This is a genomic window from uncultured Nostoc sp., assembly GCF_964247315.1.
Taxonomy (GTDB): domain Bacteria; phylum Cyanobacteriota; class Cyanobacteriia; order Cyanobacteriales; family Nostocaceae; genus Nostoc.
The window spans coordinates 31,477-48,873 of the sequence record NZ_CAXTTT010000033.1; the positions used below are offsets into that span (position 1 = coordinate 31,477).

At 42.7% G+C, this 17,397-nt stretch carries 16 protein-coding genes; 6 read left to right on the forward strand and 10 right to left on the reverse strand.

Annotated elements, in window-relative coordinates:
• Positions 1-109 precede the first annotated feature (109 nt).
• The 5 genes from ACFE93_RS12255 to ACFE93_RS12275 all read right to left on the reverse strand — a co-directional run bounded on the left by ACFE93_RS12255 (position 110) and on the right by ACFE93_RS12275 (position 6,597).
• Positions 110-385: an NINE protein gene (locus ACFE93_RS12255; RefSeq protein WP_322731440.1), complete on the reverse strand. Its 276-nt coding sequence runs from the start codon at positions 383-385 to the stop codon at positions 110-112.
• An 803-nt stretch (positions 386-1,188) separates the two neighbouring features.
• Positions 1,189-2,763, reverse strand: coding sequence for a lysostaphin resistance A-like protein (locus tag ACFE93_RS12260; protein WP_375473549.1), 1,575 nt, complete (start codon positions 2,761-2,763; stop codon positions 1,189-1,191).
• A gap of 554 nt (positions 2,764-3,317) precedes the next feature.
• Positions 3,318-3,755, reverse strand: a complete 438-nt coding sequence (locus ACFE93_RS12265) for a DUF29 domain-containing protein (RefSeq protein WP_375473550.1) — start codon at positions 3,753-3,755, stop codon at positions 3,318-3,320.
• Between the two features lie 195 nt (positions 3,756-3,950).
• The gene (locus ACFE93_RS12270) at positions 3,951-4,511 is read right to left on the reverse strand and encodes a hypothetical protein (RefSeq protein ID WP_375473551.1); all 561 of its coding nucleotides are present in this window, start codon (positions 4,509-4,511) and stop codon (positions 3,951-3,953) included.
• Positions 4,512-4,665: 154 nt separating this feature from the next.
• Positions 4,666-6,597: an alpha-amylase family glycosyl hydrolase gene (locus ACFE93_RS12275; RefSeq protein WP_375473552.1), complete on the reverse strand. Its 1,932-nt coding sequence runs from the start codon at positions 6,595-6,597 to the stop codon at positions 4,666-4,668.
• Between the two features lie 477 nt (positions 6,598-7,074).
• Here ACFE93_RS12275 and ACFE93_RS12280 point away from each other — a divergent pair, with 477 nt between their 5' ends.
• Positions 7,075-8,127 carry a hypothetical protein gene (locus ACFE93_RS12280; protein WP_375473553.1) on the forward strand — a complete coding sequence of 351 codons (1,053 nt, stop codon included), beginning with the start codon at positions 7,075-7,077 and terminating at the stop codon, positions 8,125-8,127.
• Between the two features lie 31 nt (positions 8,128-8,158).
• Positions 8,159-8,287 carry a hypothetical protein gene (locus ACFE93_RS12285; protein WP_375473554.1) on the forward strand — a complete coding sequence of 43 codons (129 nt, stop codon included), beginning with the start codon at positions 8,159-8,161 and terminating at the stop codon, positions 8,285-8,287.
• Positions 8,288-8,370: 83 nt separating this feature from the next.
• On the opposite strand, the gene ACFE93_RS12290 is transcribed toward ACFE93_RS12285, so the two are convergent.
• Together ACFE93_RS12290 and ACFE93_RS12295 are read right to left on the reverse strand one after the other, a co-directional pair.
• Complete coding sequence (locus ACFE93_RS12290; RefSeq protein WP_375473555.1) at positions 8,371-9,525, reverse strand: FAD binding domain-containing protein; 1,155 nt, start codon at positions 9,523-9,525, stop codon at positions 8,371-8,373.
• A gap of 200 nt (positions 9,526-9,725) precedes the next feature.
• Positions 9,726-10,367, reverse strand: coding sequence for a DsbA family oxidoreductase (locus ACFE93_RS12295; protein WP_375473556.1), 642 nt, complete (start codon positions 10,365-10,367; stop codon positions 9,726-9,728).
• 130 nt (positions 10,368-10,497) lie between these two features.
• On the opposite strand from ACFE93_RS12295, the gene ACFE93_RS12300 reads away from it, so the two are divergent.
• The 3 genes from ACFE93_RS12300 (at position 10,498) to ACFE93_RS12310 (ending at position 14,499) form a co-directional block, all read left to right on the forward strand.
• Entirely contained in the window at positions 10,498-11,427 is a 930-nt protein-coding gene (locus ACFE93_RS12300; RefSeq protein ID WP_375473557.1) for a LysR substrate-binding domain-containing protein, read from the forward strand.
• Between the two features lie 417 nt (positions 11,428-11,844).
• Positions 11,845-13,632, forward strand: a complete 1,788-nt coding sequence (locus tag ACFE93_RS12305; RefSeq protein WP_375473558.1) for a protein kinase — start codon at positions 11,845-11,847, stop codon at positions 13,630-13,632.
• 654 nt (positions 13,633-14,286) lie between these two features.
• Positions 14,287-14,499 carry a hypothetical protein gene (locus ACFE93_RS12310; protein ID WP_375473559.1) on the forward strand — a complete coding sequence of 71 codons (213 nt, stop codon included), beginning with the start codon at positions 14,287-14,289 and terminating at the stop codon, positions 14,497-14,499.
• 66 nt (positions 14,500-14,565) lie between these two features.
• Here the strand turns inward: ACFE93_RS12310 and ribD are convergent, their stop codons facing one another.
• From ribD to ACFE93_RS12325, 3 genes are all read right to left on the reverse strand, one after another.
• Positions 14,566-15,783: a bifunctional diaminohydroxyphosphoribosylaminopyrimidine deaminase/5-amino-6-(5-phosphoribosylamino)uracil reductase RibD gene (gene ribD / locus ACFE93_RS12315; RefSeq protein ID WP_375473560.1), complete on the reverse strand. Its 1,218-nt coding sequence runs from the start codon at positions 15,781-15,783 to the stop codon at positions 14,566-14,568.
• A gap of 293 nt (positions 15,784-16,076) precedes the next feature.
• On the reverse strand, positions 16,077-16,259 hold the full coding sequence (locus ACFE93_RS12320; protein WP_375473561.1) for a hypothetical protein: 183 nt from the start codon (positions 16,257-16,259) through the stop codon (positions 16,077-16,079).
• Positions 16,260-16,282: 23 nt separating this feature from the next.
• Complete coding sequence (locus ACFE93_RS12325; protein ID WP_375473562.1) at positions 16,283-16,489, reverse strand: hypothetical protein; 207 nt, start codon at positions 16,487-16,489, stop codon at positions 16,283-16,285.
• Between the two features lie 213 nt (positions 16,490-16,702).
• On the opposite strand from ACFE93_RS12325, the gene ACFE93_RS12330 reads away from it, so the two are divergent.
• Positions 16,703-17,305 (forward strand): hypothetical protein, encoded by a 603-nt coding sequence (locus ACFE93_RS12330; protein WP_375473563.1) that lies wholly within the window; start codon positions 16,703-16,705, stop codon positions 17,303-17,305.
• The last annotated feature ends 92 nt before the right edge of the window (positions 17,306-17,397 follow it).

The following is a 17,397-nucleotide window of genomic DNA, read 5'->3' on the forward strand; positions in this document are numbered from 1 at the left end:
GAAAAAGGATGTTTCTTTTGTCGCTGCCCTTTATCCCCACACTTTTGCTGCAATCCTAAGCTTGGAAGCGTGTATTCCCTCTGCTTCCAGTAAGAAGGCTATTCTTGTACTAAAACCAGCCCTGCTTATTTTCAAAATAGGTATTTACAAATCCTTCAGGGGATTTATTTAAGTAGATCATGCCTTCAATTAAACCTACAAGTTGCATAATTAACAAGGCAACCCCGTAGGTGAAAGAACCCCCAACTACAGAAATCACTAACATAATAAAGCCTTCCGAAGCGTATCCTAGAATAAACTTATGAACCCCAAACGCTCCCAGGATAATGCCACAGTAACCAGCTAGAAGTTGTTTGGTAGGGTGACTGGGGTTGAGATTTGCCATATAAGTGCTGCTCCTTAATAAGTGAGTATAAAAATAAAGTCTTTATTGTAATGGAAGCAAATACAACATTTACTTGCTTAATAAATAGATTTTTAATTTTTTCAGTACAAGTAAGTCCCAAGACGAATAACTAAAATCAGCTTCTATTCCAGAGGAGACGCCAAGATGTCTTGCAGTATATGCCGATCTGGCGCTCCTTGATGACTTTTGGTGGATTTGACGATCGCAAACCCTGATGCAGCAGTTTTGCAGATTTTTCGCTCAAGCGTTTATCTTGAGCAGAATCAATTTTAAATAATCAGCAAAAGCTGCTACATACACCACTTTTTACAAGTCCATCAGTATTATTTCCGGATTTTTTTGCATAGGCGTAGCCCGCCCTTAGAAATTGCTTCCAGCAGGCGTGAAACGCCATTGCACCGACAAGACAACTGTGTGGCTAGTGGGAATCTAGAAGAAGCGCAAAAGGCATCTTCCATATCTTTCTAACCGCTTTTTAGTTACCGATCCCACTTCCTATGAGCGCAAACCGGAATTGCATTCCAATTCATGACGGCTAAAAATGGTTCAAGAAGACAATTAATATCTCGAATAATGGCTAAAATCTATCCGAATGAGAATAAATGCTTAACTAGATAGTTTGTTGTCTACGTTAATAGCATTCTTTAATTTGCTTTTGCCATTATCTTGATTGGGTTTTCAGCTAGTATTTATGCTTGTAACCAATTATTACTAATAAATTGTCTCTACCTATGCAGATAAAATCAGATATTTTTGCTTTTGGCAACAGTACTCTAATTGTTTTAATTACTACCTAAAACAAACAAGCTTAATAGTGTACCACTATTCCAAAGACTGTGGAGGAGCATAGGAGCGAGGAGATTGCGCGATCGCGTGTAAACTACTCCTAAAACAATGCCCAATGCGGTTAGGGGGAGAATTTCTGATAAGCTGAGGTGAGCGATCGCAAATAATAAACTACTGATTAGAATCGATCCCCATACGGGTAAGTAACGAGTTAGAGAGGGTAACAAAAAACCGCGAAATAGGATTTCTTCAAAAAATGGAGCTGCGATCGCAGCTGTGGAGAAAAATATGCCTAATGCTACACCATCTTGGCTTTCCAGCGCTAGTTGCAACAGAGGATTACTCCCACCCTGTCCTTGCCATAGCTGTTGATTAATCAAAGATACCAGCACAACTACAGGTAAAGCCGTGCAATAGCCTCCCAGTCCCCACAAAAACCAGTTATCTTGAAAACGGAAGCGAAACCAGAATTCTGGTAGTGGAAAAAAGCGCTTGAGAGAGAAATACAGCACTAACAGCGCACCTAATGCTACCAAGAAGTAACTAACCAAGACAGAAAATGCCTGAAGTCGCACATCCACAATGGGACGCGGGATAGGTAGCAGTGATATTACCAAGGGCACAAAAATTTGCCCCATGAAGAAAAAGCCGATGATAAAAACCTGCAAAACCGTTTCACCACCCCAAGGCGTTGACCAAGGGATATCAGCATTTTGAGCTAATAACGAGGCTTTTCCTTTCAACAACCGTTGAGCAAATAATAAAATCAGCAGTATTAAACCAATTAAAGCTGCCAAAGTGGGAATAGTGCCAATAACCGCCAATTTCACCACTGCTTGATCAGAAGATTCTTGTTGTGCAGCTTTTACTGCTGATAACGCATCTTGTCGTTGCTGGAGTTGGTATAACTTAACCAAAACAGTAGAGCGAAACCAACCTTCTAAATTCTTTTGAATTGGTTCCTGAGCATTTGGGAGGATACGGGGAGGATTGCTCCACAGTCCAGTCAAAACAGCGGCGGTTTCCCCAAACTCTGGATTAATATCTGAGCGTTGTTGTAATTCGCTCCAAGTCTTGAAGGCTGTATCCGTCTGTCCTTGCTGTGCTTCTAAAATTCCCAAGCGCAGGTCTAATTCAGCCAGTAATTTTTGTAACTGCTTAAAAGACTGTTGTAACTGTTGCTGTCCCTGTTTAGACGTTTCAATAGTGGGAGGAGCGTCCGGTAGAGGTTTCGGAGGTGTGGGAGTTATTTCAGCTTGAGAGCGTAATTGTGCAAGTTTGTTGTTAACTTTGTCTAAATTAGCTTGAACTGATTGACGCGCCTCCTGATACTGCTTTGTAGCGCTTTCTAGGGGTTGCTCACCAAGTATTGCTTCTCTAATTCCTTGGAGTTTGTCATCACCGCTATCTTCTGATTGCCAAGCTTGAGCTTGTAAAGCAATATTTGTTTGGTATAGTTCCAAACGACTTTGAAATTGAGGTTCTTGCCAACTACCGAATAAAGCCGAAACTGCTAACAGAACTGCTATCGGCGTCATCACAAAAAATAAAACCAACCGCTTGAGTGTCATCTATCCCCCTTTGACTAACCTGTGGAGAGCGCGTCCCCCTTGGGAATTATCGCAATAAAAAGTCAGAGGTGGATAAATATCATCAATATTATAAGTTGGCGATGCCTGCGGTTTTTGCTAGCCTATGCACCCACGATGTTAAATTACAGTAGTGTTCTCCCACCTTGAGGAAGCTGATAATCTTTGTTTTGAGCAATGAATCACTGACTACGAACTAGGATTTTATTTTATGTTTAATTATGCCTACTATGCCTAGTTACTGAGTCTTACCAGTTTAACTTAATACAGCATTTCATTAATTCATAGCGAATTAAATTTGGCAATACCTTGCAATACCAATGCATCCCAATACAATGTTAATGCGTGCCTCTGCAATGCCAATGCATCCCGATACAATGTTAATGCGTGCCTCTACAATGCCATTGCATCCCGATACAATGTTAATGCGTGCCCCTACAATGCCATTGCATCCCGATACAATGTTAATGCGTGCCCCTACAATGCCATTGCATCCCCCTGCATTAAAAACGCTACGCTTTTACACAAAATTGTACTTAGAGGAATTTAGGATCGAGAAGTTGTTCTATAGTGAAAGGACACTCAAGGGGAAAAGTTTCTATTGGCTTTTGAGTCTCATTTGCTGCGTCTCTACGGGCGCGGCGATAATATTTCTGTATCCACTCCCAGTCTTCTAGAAGGTGCTGCAAACTGGGAGTATCTTCCAAGCAATCTTGAATTTGGTTTCGGCAGTTTGAGATTGTTTTAACCCAACTTTTGGTTTTTCGCTCTGGTTGATATTGGCATTTGAGTAAGTGGATTAAAAGCACCTGTAAATAACTTCCAAGTTCCTCTTGTTCGCTCCGGCCCAAAGCCTCTAGTTCCTCTACCAAATGTTCAACATCTAACTCAGCCCAGCGTCCTTTCTTCAAGCAGTCAGCTTGTTGCTGCGTCCACACCAGAAAGTCCTGATTGTAGAGTGTCGTTTTAGTCATCAACAGTTACCCCTTTGTTTTCAACGACATTTCTCATATTTTTGCTCAATGTTGACCCACGAATAATCTCACAAAAGGAATCTAGCAATTACTCCTCTCATCAGCATCGTCATCTTGCAGGTTGCGTTGGGCACAGCAACCGCTGATATCTGGGTTGAAGATAAATGCCTTTTTGAGTTGAGGTTCACCATGTACTTAATTAGGCGTGTACCCTGAATTATCGATCCAAGTTACAAATGGTTTTACGTATGGCTGATTTGCTGTCGATTTGTGTCCTTGGTTTTTATGAACAAGTGGAGTGAGCCAAGCAGGTAAATGAACAGCCTTGTCACCGAAGTAGTAGAAGTGTCGTGACATCAAAACATTTATACCGCCTAAATCTGTTTCTTGATTACTGATATCATGAACACTTGGTCGCAATAGTGGTTGTTCTCCTTGGCTGTAATCATAGATGCAATCACCAACACGATACTCAAATATTTCGCTGTTCCACTTTGGAATTTTGTGAGGACTATGAACTCGGCAATACTCGTCGTATTTTCGCAATGTCATTTTGTCCGTTACCTGCATTGCATATACAACGCAGTCGGCGATATCTCCAATTGGTGAGTTTTTAGAACCAAATCCTACAACCCAATCTCCAATGTTTGCGGCTCGTCGGATAACAGGCTTGCAAATTGCGAGAGTGCAAAGTTCCCAGAATGGGTTAGGAGCCGCGCCATCATCATAACGTAGGCAGTAAAAGAAGAGTCTCATCAGTACAAAATTACTAAAGCATCTAACTACTACACTATGGCGCACACTGCGGTTCGATACGCTTATTTATGTATTTTTTGTTACTGGAAATTCAAAAATAATGAAGAGTGAAGAATCAAAATTTTAATCCTTCACTCTACCTCATTCTATATTTCTAAGATTCTCTTCCTGATGCCCAGGTATCACGCCATTTGACAGTACCTTCTTTCGCAATCACCCAGCGGCGATTTACGAGATTTTCGCGCAGAGGCGATCGCCCTTCCCGCCACATGGCATATTTATAAGCAATCAGCTGGCCAGCACTTTCATCAAAGGGAATCTCAGCAAACCAAGTATTGGTGTTGATGTACTCTAGGGGATATGCTTTGCCAATATCCCAATTACCTAACTCTGGGCAATCTCCTGTCACTACAATAATTTCACCTGGTTGGGTTTCTACGCCATTGAGTTGGACGCGGACAATTGTCTGTGCTTTTATCCGTTCGCCAACGTGGCTGAAAACAAGCACTCCCCTTTCTTCTAGTACTAAGTCATAAATCTTGCCATCTTTCACCTCATACTTGTTACGAGTCACCACGCAGGTATGTTCTCCATCGGGCAATTCTGTTTCTACTTCTGGTAAAGTAACTTCTCCTCCTCGGTTTAAAGCGACAAAACACAGGGAGTCACGATAGCGGCGTACATAGCAGTAAACATCTGGTGTTAAGTATTTTTGCCAGTGGCTACCCAATGATACGGCTGGATTCAGTCGTCGTAAGCCAGACAGCAGCCTGATGGAACGATAAATCTCACTCTCAGTATCCCAACTTTCCATCATTGGGCGGTTATACGGGTCGTTACCGCCATCAGTGTCGTTATGCAGATACTGTTCTGTGCCGTAATATATGCAGGGAATACCGCGACAGGTCATAATTAAGGCGATCGCAACCTTCAGCATCGCTGGATCGGGGTTCAGCGATTGGAAGCGGCACATGTCATGGTTATCGATGAAGGTAACTAACTCTGTTGCCCCGTTGTAGCGATAATCTTGATCGAAAATGTATTGAATTGTTTGGAATCCGTTTTCTGAACCTTGTCCCAGTGCGGCGCGAATTGCCACGCACAACCCAAAGTCTAGAAGTGTCATACCTGAGTGGTTAACAAATTCCACTGAGAGATCGTCACTCGGATTACTATAAATCCACTCACCAAAAATAAATACATCTGGTTTGTGATTGCTCATATCGCCAGTGAATTCTTGCCAAAACCAAATCGGCATGTGCTTGACAGTATCCACCCGCAGGGCATCTACACCCCGGTCTAGCCATTGTTTAATTGCTGACTTGATATACTCTCGATATTCAGTATTATTTTCATTGAAGGTTGCTAGACCAGATAGTTCACAGTTCTGTACTTGCCAATCGTCTTCCCAGTTTTGTACTTCACCATAGTGATGATACCAATTATTAGCATCATCATTGAAGTCAGCAATTTTGACACCATCATCATACAATTCACCTTTACTACCGCTAGTATCAGGTGTACTATGGTTGCAGACAATATCCAGCACTAGCTTCATATTGCGCTTGTGCAGTTCTGTAATTAACCGATCAAAGGTTGTATTTTTTTCTTCTTGAGTAGCGTTTAAAGAAGGGTTTTCTCCGTCAGCAATGTATCGAGGATTAAGCCGTTTAAAGTCTTTTGTCCAATAGCCATGTATTGCTGCATTGCCAACAAATAACTCTTCAACCTGCTCGAACAGTGGAGTTAGCCAAAGAGCGGTAACTCCCATATTTTTGAGATAATCTAATTTATCGATGACACCTTGCAAGTCGCCACCCCAGTACTTACCCCAATCTTGTCTAGTTGAATCGTACAGTTCTGAGTTTGCACCTTCGCTGTTATCTTGATCGCCATCATAAAAGCGATCGACTACGAGAAAATAAATTGTTTCCTGACGAAATTCAATATCTCTGGTGTAAAGGAACTCTAGAGCAATCTCAATATCTAACTGTTGCGGTTCTTGTATAAGAGCTTCTACGTTTTCCTTTGCAGGATCTACTTTATATTGATCTGGTGAAAACTGAGATGGTGGGGTTTGTACCATAAAAAACTCGAAATTTCATGTAATTCACACTTGTAGAACAAACAGTACAACGTTTGAGTATTGTGTGTTACTACAAATTTCGGTATTGTGACATCCTGCCTATGGTGTATGTATCTATCGCTAGCTAGTTTATAATTCTATCGATAGATATAATTCATTTCCTGGAGGATAAAAATCAAGGGACATAGCAGTTATTTAGGATAATTGCTCGGTCACAAAAATTTACAATATTTAATTAAATTGACTTGCGGTAAATATTGAGTCTAGCTTGTGTTTAAGTGTATATTCGAGAACAGATTTTATCAGACCTCAACTCCTGGAAAATTAATTGTCAACAAGGTTTTGTTACACCCAATCAATACTGAGTCAACCACGTATAAGCTAACTTTTTCTCTTGAAGATTCGCTCCATTGGTAAACTGACCATTGTCACTTTCAATCCGTTATCACTATCAAGGAATTAATTTAGGTAGCATTTATGACCAAATATGACAAGGTTTTTAACTCACCAAAGACATCAGAGGAATCACTAAGTCCAGAGGAAGCAGTGGCGGCGATCGCAACTGTGACTGCGATCGCAGATTCATTGATTGAAGAGGTAGATGCAGAAAGTTTAGCGGGTATCCTCTGGGAATTCGAGGTTTTTGAAGAATACTCAGAAGATGAAATTGTAGAAATTGTTGATAGACTCATCTCCATTTCAGAAGAAGAGGGAATTGGGCCCCTGTTTAATGCTGCCAAAGTATCTCTCTCAGATGAATTAGTGCTAGATGGTTTTGCTGCTGGGGTAATAGTGCTTTTAGACGATGAACTGGCCATTCCCAAACCAAAACAAGCCTACCTGAAAAAGCTACAAGCAGCCTTAGAACTTGAGGATGAAGAAGCAGAGGAAATCATCAAGGAGGTAATTGCAGCTTTTAAAGAAGCAGAAGATGAAGAATATGCAGACGATGATGATGATGAAACAGTGGTCATCGAAGATTTTAGCGAACAGACATATCAATCCCCATTAGGTAATTTTACCGTGCCGATTCCGGTCGATCCGCAGCAGGGCGGTAGAATTCAAAGCCAGGAAGGAGTAGTTGGCTTTTCTGATGATACTGGTATTTTGCTGAGAATCGATTATTATCCTTTCCCCCTAGAACAGTTAGAGGAACTGGAGTCTGTTGGCCAAGAAGAATATTTACAAACAATTTTAGTAGACAAGTATGTACCCCAAGCGATTTTTGCCAATGTACCAGATGCTTCTGTAGAATATACCGAATATCTGAAAGATACTTTGCGAGGCGCTTACTACGTGTTAATCGATATGCCTAAAGGTTCCACAATTTCTAAGCAAGAAAATAATGGAACTGCAATCAGATTAGATGCGTACCGGGGCTTGCTCACCTTTATCAGTGGGGAATTTTTGTATATAGTTAGTAGTCAGCACAGCTTTATTAACGGTGAAACTCCCGATTCTGTTGAAGAAGAGGCTGAAGACATCAAGGACAGTATTTTAGAGTTTGTTGAGACTATAGAGTTCACTTAGTAAAGCTTTGCGTAAAAGCGTAGCGTTTTTAATGCAAGCCAATGCATTAACAATGCAAGCCGATGCATTAACAATGCAAACCAACGCATTAACAATGCAAACCAACGCATTAACAATGCAAACCAACGCATTAGGATTGCAGAGTATTGCAAAGTATTAATTCGCTACGAATTACAGATGCAGTGCAATATCCAAACACGCCATCGCTAAATGTCTCAAACCGATTCCGGCTCATTAATGACTTTATTGCTCTCCTTCCCAGCGCTCTGTACCATAGATAAATTGGGATTGCTCTCCCAATGCTTGACCGTGTTTCCATAGCCGCATTCCCAGCGCCAGCTGATCGCCTTCCCAAGCGGAGAGTGCTTCCGAGACATCCTGATGAGCCATGAGGGCATCGACAAGCGCGATCGCGTTTGCTGCCGCTTTTGAGGTACTCGCTGCGGTGTGCGGGCGGGGGATGAACGCTGCATCTCCCACTAAGGCAATGCGATCAAAAGTCATTTGGGGCACACCCAGATCCAAAATAGCTTGCACAAACGGTTCTTTTGTTGCTGCCACTAGCTTTTGAAATGGAGTAACTAAGACTCGATTCGCATACGATCGCATCTCTTGTTCTACAGATGGCGCGATTAGACCGGGTGGAATCGAGAAGTCTCGACGCTTGCCGTGCTTATCAGTCAAAATGTGTGGCAATTCAGTTGTTTGAGCGTAATTGACATACCACACCCAATTAAAGCGACGTTCTCCCGGCACAAGCGACTCATTCTCGCCTGGAATCACGTATTGTAAGATGTGTGAATTGGGAAACTGATAGAACACAAAGCGCTCGGTAAAAATGGCAGCCGTTTCAGGGTCTAGCTCCCATTCATCGACTAAGCCGCGATAACCGACATAGCCTGCATACTGGGGCGTGTAGCTAGGTAGCAGCAATTGACGAATGGTCGAATTCGGCCCATCGGCTCCTACCAATAAATCGCCCGTCTCACGCGTACCATCCCCAAAGATGGCTGTCACCTGATTACCGTTTTGCTCAATCTCGCTCAAGCATTTCCCTTGATGGTAATGCTCATCTGGAAACTGCCGCCGCATCAAAGCGTAGAGCAAGTTCCAGGAGGTCAAGGTTTGACGCATCGGCATTCGTTGAATGCTGCCATTCTGCTTCAAATAATAGCGCTCCTGTGCCACGACACCCAGGTTGTCCTGGGGAATGCTTGCGCGTTGAAACGCTTCAATCACATCATGCTGAAGCACAATGCCGCCGCCGCGACTGTCGAGCAGATGAGCCGATCGCTCATAAATATCGACCTGCCAACCAATCGATCGCAGCAGGGTTCCCGTAAATAGTCCCGCCAGCGATCCACCGATCACAATGGCACGATGATCAGTAGCGTTCATCTATTTTCCTCCAGATATTGATTTGAATTGTGATGGCAACGAGCGTGATTAAGCGCTGGCTAATTCATTAGACCTCTTGCACAAATGCAAAATTCACCCTCATCCCCCAACCCCTTCTCCCAAAATTAGGAGAAGGGGAGCCAATTTCAAAGTCCCTCTCCCAAGCTTGGGAGAGGGATTTAGGGTGAAAGCTCATTGATTCATACAAGAAGTGTATTCACTGCTTGTTGCAAAGCTGCCAGAAAGACTTCAACTGATTGCGCTCCAGATATGATTTCTCGACCAATGCGAATGGCCGGAACACCATGAACGCCTTGGGCAATCGCCTGTTGTTCCAAGTCTTTGACTTCTTGAATTCCTGCTTCTGACTCCAGAAACGCCTTCACTTGAGCAGCATCAATGCCGATCTCTGCTGCCAAAGTTGCTAGAGTCTCAACATCGCCAATGTTTCGACCTTCTGTGAAATAGGCATTGAGAATGCGGACAGCCATCTCAGTCGCTTTGCCCTGATTGCCTGCAAACCAAGTCAATCGATGTGCTTTCAAGGTGTTGGGTGTGACGCTCATCAAGTCGTAGCGGAAGTTAATATTATCAGCTTGTGTTGCTTGCACCGTTTTGGCGTCCAACCCTTGCGAGTATTCCCAACTGCCAAATTTGCCAGTGCGATAGGCTTTGCGATCCATTCCGGCTGCTGGCATTTGCGGATTTAGTTCAAAGGGAAACCAGAGGTACTTAATCTCAACAGCAGAATTTAGTTGCGCGATCGCTTGATTCAACCGCGTTTCTGCCACTAAACACCAAGGACAAATGAAATCAGAAGTAATTGCGATCGTCAGCGTCATCGTTGCCTCCTTTGAGACTGTTCTGCAACTGTTGATAGTTTCACTTTAATCTCATTTGAAAAGAATGTTAATCTACTAAATACGCTAAACACTTTTGCGTTTTTTGCAATAAATAGTTGAAGGAGATGCGATGGATCAACTGGCAGCAATGCGATCGTTTGTCAAAGTCGTAGAAACTGGTGGCTTTTCGGAAACTGCACGGCAGTTAGAGTTAGCCGTCTCCTCGGTGACGCGCCAAATCAATTCCCTAGAAGCGATGCTGAACACTCAGTTACTCAACCGCTCCACGCGCAGCATCACGCTCACACTACAGGGGCAGAAGTACTACGACAAAGCCGTGCAAATTCTGCAAGATGTAGAAGAAGCCAACCTTTGTGTTATGGAACAGGGTGATATTCCGCACGGCACTTTGCGAATCAGTCTGCCTGTGACGTTTGGGCGGCTGCACATTGCTCCGATTCTGAGCGATTTTCTGATTCAGTACCCAGAAGTAAAACTCGACCTCCAACTGAGCGATGGACTCGCAAACCTGGCAGAAGCCGATCTAGATTTGGTCATCCGCATTGGCAACCTCGATCGCTCCAATCCGAATCTAATGCTTCGCAAACTCGCAACCTACCATCGCCTAGTCTGCGGTAGCCCAGCCTATTTTAAGCAACAGGGTAAACCGAGTCATCCGAACGACTTAACTCAGCACAATTGTTTGCTGTTTGCTTATTCCACAAATCATCAAATCTGGCGCTTCCAGCGTGAGACAGAAGTGTGTGAAGTGAAAGTGAGTGGATCTCTAGTGGCAAACCATTCGGAGGTGCTGCGTCAAGTTTGTTTAGATGGCAGTGGTTTGGTCTTGATGCCAACCTGGTTGATCGGTGAAGATATTAAAGCGGGAAGATTGCAGGCAGTGTTGTCTGATTTTCAAATCTCTCCACAAACTGATCGAGATACAGGCGTTTATGCATTGTATTTACCCAATCGTAAGCACTCGCGACGTGTTCAAGTGTTTATGGATTTCCTGATTCAGCAATTTGGCAATCCGCCCTACTGGGAGACAAAAAGTTAGGCTTGTGGCACTTTGCACTCAGACAGTTGACCAAATAATTACTAATTCGTAATTCGTAATTCGTAATTGAAGAGGGTACAAGCCCCCACTGAATCAAAGATTTCAGTAGTCAACAATCAGGTTCTGGGTTCAATCCTGAACTGATTGCAACTACGAATTACGTTAGTGCAGCGGTAGCAAGTCCGCGTACTCTTTCAGAGAAGCAAGCTACGCTTTTAGCGTCTCGTAGAGAACGTCATTATCAATTACGAATTATGTTGACTTGAGCATCCTTGTACTTCCTCAATCATTAGCTACACCTGTTCTCAATTCAGTGTCCATAACTGTTCAACTCATGTGATGTACATTTGGAAAGGGCGATGTCTGACGACAAGCCCAGAGACGAAATGTCTCCAGTGTCTACGCTTGTAATTTTTCATGACAATAACCCTGCTGAACAATCGCTATCAAATTATCCAAGTAATCGGCGCTGGTGGGTTTGGCGAAACCTTTCTAGCAGAAGATGTCCACATGCCTTCTCGCCGTCGCTGTGTGATCAAGCAACTAAAACCGATAACCAATAATGACCCGCAAACCTACCAACTTATCCAACAACGGTTTGAACGGGAAGCTGCAACCTTAGAGTATTTGGGTGAAAGTAGTCACCAAATTCCGAAACTCTACGCCTACTTTTCTGAAAACGGACAATTTTACCTTGTCCAAGAATGGATTCACGGCCAAACCTTGACAAAAATTGTCGAAGCCAAAGGATTTGAGAGTGAAACTGCTGTTCGGCAAATTCTTTTGAGTCTGCTTTGGGTTTTAGATTATGTCCATAGCAAAGGCATTATTCACCGAGATATCAAGCCTGAGAACATCATTCTGCGTTCTGTTGATAGCAAGCCTGTTTTAATTGATTTTGGTGCAGTCAAAGAAACAATTCGTTCGGTGGTGAATTCTCCAGGATACCCCACGCGATCGCTTGTCATTGGTACGCCTGGGTATATGCCTAGCGAACAAGCCGTTGGCCGCCCAGTTTACGCCACTGATATCTACAGCTTGGGTTTAACAGCGATTTATCTGCTGACTGGTAAACACCCGCAAGAATTGCTAACCGATCTAAAAACTGGGGAAATACTTTGGCAGCAGCACGTCCCTAATGTCTCTTCCCAATTGGCGGCGGTACTCAATCAAGCAATTATGCCTCATGCTGGCGATCGCTACAGCACTGCCAGTAAAATGCTATATGCCTTGCAGTCAGCTACAAATACTTCTACAATCAGTTTTTCTCCCACTGCATCGACTCGACAAACCCAGCCATTATATTCCCCGCAAAAAAATTCTGCGATTCCAGTATCTTCCACTCCTGGAAACTGGCAAAAATCTGCTGTGATTGTTGGTAGTTTGCTGATAGGCGGCTTGATTGGTGCAGTAGCAATTCCTAGCATCATTCGTCAGCAACAACCAGAAACAACGATTGGCACAAGTCCCACCCCATCGCCAGAATCTTTTCCGACTTCTGCATCTACCGAACCGCCCGTTTTTTCCCAAACTTCTCCAGCTCCAGTTATCCCTAGCTCACCACCGCGACAACGACCAATCTTTAATCCCCCAGTACCCATACCACAGCCAGAAAAAGAGCCTGTCACTTCAGATACTCCAGCACCGATAGCAATATCCACACCACAGCCAAAACCAAAGAATGAGCCGAGTGCAGTTCCCAAACCAGAAGTTCGTTCCACACCACAAAACAGCGATCGGCCGCCTAGTAAATTAGCTACCACTAACCAAAGCGTTCCCGCATTTCCTACAGGTACATCAAGAAGTGACGTAGAAGCGACCCTCGGCAAACCAAATCAAGATTTAAGAGGTGCATGGGGTAAGACTCGTGCTGTCGTTTACAAATTAGTGCCCAACAAAATTGACCTTGGCTACTTATTCGATCGTAATTCTAAAGTGCTACGCCAAACTGAAGTATCTTTTGCCCAATCAGTAGACCCACAGGTAATGGAGACTACCTTAAATGGAATGTTAAAAGGGCAAACCACTGAAGAAATTAAGCAGGGACTCAAACAGGTACAACAGCGTCAATCTGATAATTTTAGTTTTACGAATGGCTCAGTCAAAGGTCAAATTATTCGTCAACAATGTGATTTTATTTACATCAGTATTTGGGATGTAGATTTACATGATTTTGTGAATCCATCTACAGCCAAACAATGTTAATATTCTGAGAAACATTGTTCTCAAAAGTTAGATTTTAAATCTACCTACTATCGGCCTTCATTGCATCAAAGATTGTGGCTCAAAAGCAGAATAAGTAATTTTGGATTAGTAAAGCAGGAGAAATTTGAGTGTGTTGTTTGGCAATAAAATGGCTTTTGCAAGATTTTGTATTTTATAAGACAATTCAGTATTTAATATAGTCCATAAAAAACGGGCTTTACTTGGGCTATAATCAACACAATTTCGGTATTTTAAAATACAAAAACCCAGTTTTTAGAATTAGTGTAAGTAAGTTGGCACAATAAAACCAAACTAAAACTATGTGAATAAAGAGAAACTAGGCTAAAACCCCTTTTCCTCCTACCTTCTACCTCCAGCAACAACTACCTTATCCCAACGACAAATTTTTACGCCGACCGACTTATTTGTTTTCTAGTTTTTGCAACTTAACACCCGAAAATCTATCCTTCCCATGTCCAATGCCCAATATCCATTTTTAAACTAAGTTTTAAATTCTTAATCTTCATAAAGTTATAAATACCATTATTAAGTTTTTAATAATACTTGTCTCAGCTTCTACATTCATGTCGTAAATTGCGATCGGAATTGTGTAATCTAAAGACAGCTAATAGCTCATTATTCAATCGAGGTCTGATGACTCCTACAATCATGCGTCAGCTTTGGTCAGTGGTTGAAACCGCGCAAGCCAAGCTCCTTTTACAACTGGATGATGCTAGCTTGGTGCAGTGGTTAGTGAAACAAACCGAAACGCAAGTGTTGTTAGATTCTAACGAAACTGATTTTCTTAGCCATTACATTCAATCTCGACTAGCCCTTATACGCGATCTTGCCCATGAACGTCAGTGATCGCGATGCCTACGGCGGGCTACGCCAACGCCAAATCAAGATAAATAGATCGATTGTCAAGTGTTATTACTGTTGACTATTAGCTTTTTGGGGAAAATAACCTTCCACTAAGCAGTCAGAGCCTACTACACGCCAACGAACGCGTTCTAAAGACAACGCCTCAGTCATGGTAGTAAAACCTAAATCGCCCACTGGTGTGGGAGCAATACTACCACCAATGATTTTTGGGGCAATAAATGCCAAAACTTTTTGCACTGCTCCTTGAGCGATCGCACTAGCAGCTAAGGTACCACCACACTCCCACAGCACGCTACAAAAACCTCGTTCATATAAGTACGCCATTGCCTTATCTGGTGTAAGTGATGTTAATTCCACCACCTCCACCCCAAGTTTTCGCAACAGTTCCTGGAAATCGGGATTAGCATCCTTCTGTGTCAACACCAAAGTTGGAGCATCCGCAGTTTGCCACAGATGGGCATTTTCCGGTAAGTTGAGATGGCGACTCATCACCACCCGCAGAGGATTATGTGCCTCTACCTGATGGCTGGTTAAGTAAGGATTATCTTGTCGGACTGTATTACCGCCGACAATTATCGCATCACAAGCCGCCCGCATTAGATGTACTTCACTGCGGGCTTCTTGACTTGTCACCCAAGCGCTATGACCAGAGGTAGTAGCAATTTTGCCATCTAAAGTCATGGCATATTTTAAAATTCCCAAAGGTCGCTTGTAGAGAATGCGATGCACAAAAGCTTCGTTTAACTGACGACAGGCTGCCTCTTCTACTCCTACCAATACTTCGATCCCCGCCGCTCGTAAACGGGCGATACCACCTCCAGCCACCAGTGGATTGGGGTCAACCATACCCACTATTACTTTTGCCACCCCTGCTTGGATCAATCCTTCCGAACAAGGCGGAGTGCGCCCGTAGTGGTTGCAAGGTTCGAGGCTGACATAGATTGTTGCACCACGAGAGCGATCGCCTGCTGCTTTTAAAGCAAACACTTCTGCATGAGGCTCACCTGCGCGAGGATGAAATCCTTCACCGACAATCTCGCCATCCTTGACAATCACTGCTCCCACTAACGGATTTGGCGAAGTCCGCCCTAAAGCACGGCGGGCCAGTTCCAAACACCGCAGCATCATGCGAGAGTCAAAGTCACTTCCTACCTTTTGCTTCGGTGGTGAATTCGAGCCAGCTGCTGACTCCACTATTCGTGTATTTTCCTGAGTGTAATTTGGTAAAGATGCATCTGCTTGAGCGACCACTGGGGAATTATCCATAATTTTAGGCAATACTGTAAATATTCTGCATGCGATCGCGCAGCCTCTCCACAAAAGAATCGCGCTTTGCTCCTGATAATTAAACAGTAATATCTAGGCGCTATTATTGGCTGTCTCAACTTACATGAGTCTGTAATATTCACACTTACAGTTCAGGGTAACTGAAAGTTTGAGACATTTCAAAACCCTTCATTTGGATCAAGGGTTAATAGCATCAGGTCAAAGGAATTATTTTACACAATTCCTGGAACAGTAGGTTTACGACTTTACTCATGAGCTTGCCTTGGATGTGCTTACCACCTAGCAGCTTCGGCTAAATGTCGGATTGTCGTTTGTCCGTTTTTGCGTAGCTTACCGCTGTAGGCATCGCGCTCGGTTCGCTTCATCTCTGGCACTTCGTATTCGATGACTGGCTTACCATTTACACCTAAGAATGACTCAAAAGGATAAATCCTGGTTAGTAAACGCGATCTCACTCGCAATACCTTAGCCGAACTTGTCAAATACGCTTGTGTAGCGCTTGAGGGGCGCGATTCAGGAGTAAACTGCATTCGGGCAACAAATTAACAACAGAAGTGCCGCGCATGAACTGTAAAACGCCACAATTCAGGAGTGCATTCACTGTGAACGCTGCACTTTCTCTAATTAACTTGCGGATGCTTTGAACACAACCCGCGACGGTGGCGCGATCGCAATTACGATTCATCAGGCGGGGTGATGTTGGTGAAATTAGAAATGGATTTATGGACTTCTGTTAAGAAAGACAGCAAACCATCGCGTGTAAAATTCGTGTAGTGCTATTTCAAATGTTCTAGCAGCAATAGGAATAGAATAGAAGCTAAAGTAATATTTATTCCTTACTTTTGTTTGAGTTTGATTTGTGAATTATCCGTTTGCATTAAAAGGATTTTATAAAACTATGACAATTAAAAAACACATTAATCTTAATCAAGGATGTTTCCTTCATCCTGTAAATAAACAAATAGTTGTCAATTTAGCCACTGAAGATATTTTAAATTTAATCACGCAAGAATTAAAAACTCGTTACTCCCCAGAAAATCAAAAAAACATACTTGATGAGAGTTCAAATTTATTACCTAATTTTGTATTTCAAGAATTATTACAACGCCAACAGCAGATAGTAGATATTAACCCAGATAGTTTAATTGTCGTTAGCTGTCAGATAGCAGAGGCAGAAGTCGATGATTTAGGATTTGATTTAAATGTAAAAGTATATTTTGTAGTTGGAGATACAAAAGGTCAAAACCATTTTCGGGCTAATCAAATAGTCCTTTGGTCGAATATATGGGGTGATGAAGAACAGCCTTTTGATTTAGAAGATGAACTAGGTGAACAATTCTGGACGAGTTATCAAATTCAGTTGCTTTTTGATGAAAAAGAGCAGCAACCAATTGAACTGGAACTATCACAAATAGATGATTATGCCGCGAAGTTAGAATTTTCCCCATCACTAAAAGGATTTTCACCATCCATAGTTCCCTTTACGGATAATGATTTATAAAAATTACTATCCGCACATACAGTGAATGCAAATTAATCATTTATATTCACTGAGAATTTTATTTTTTGGAAGTTCCCTTTTAAAACGATGAA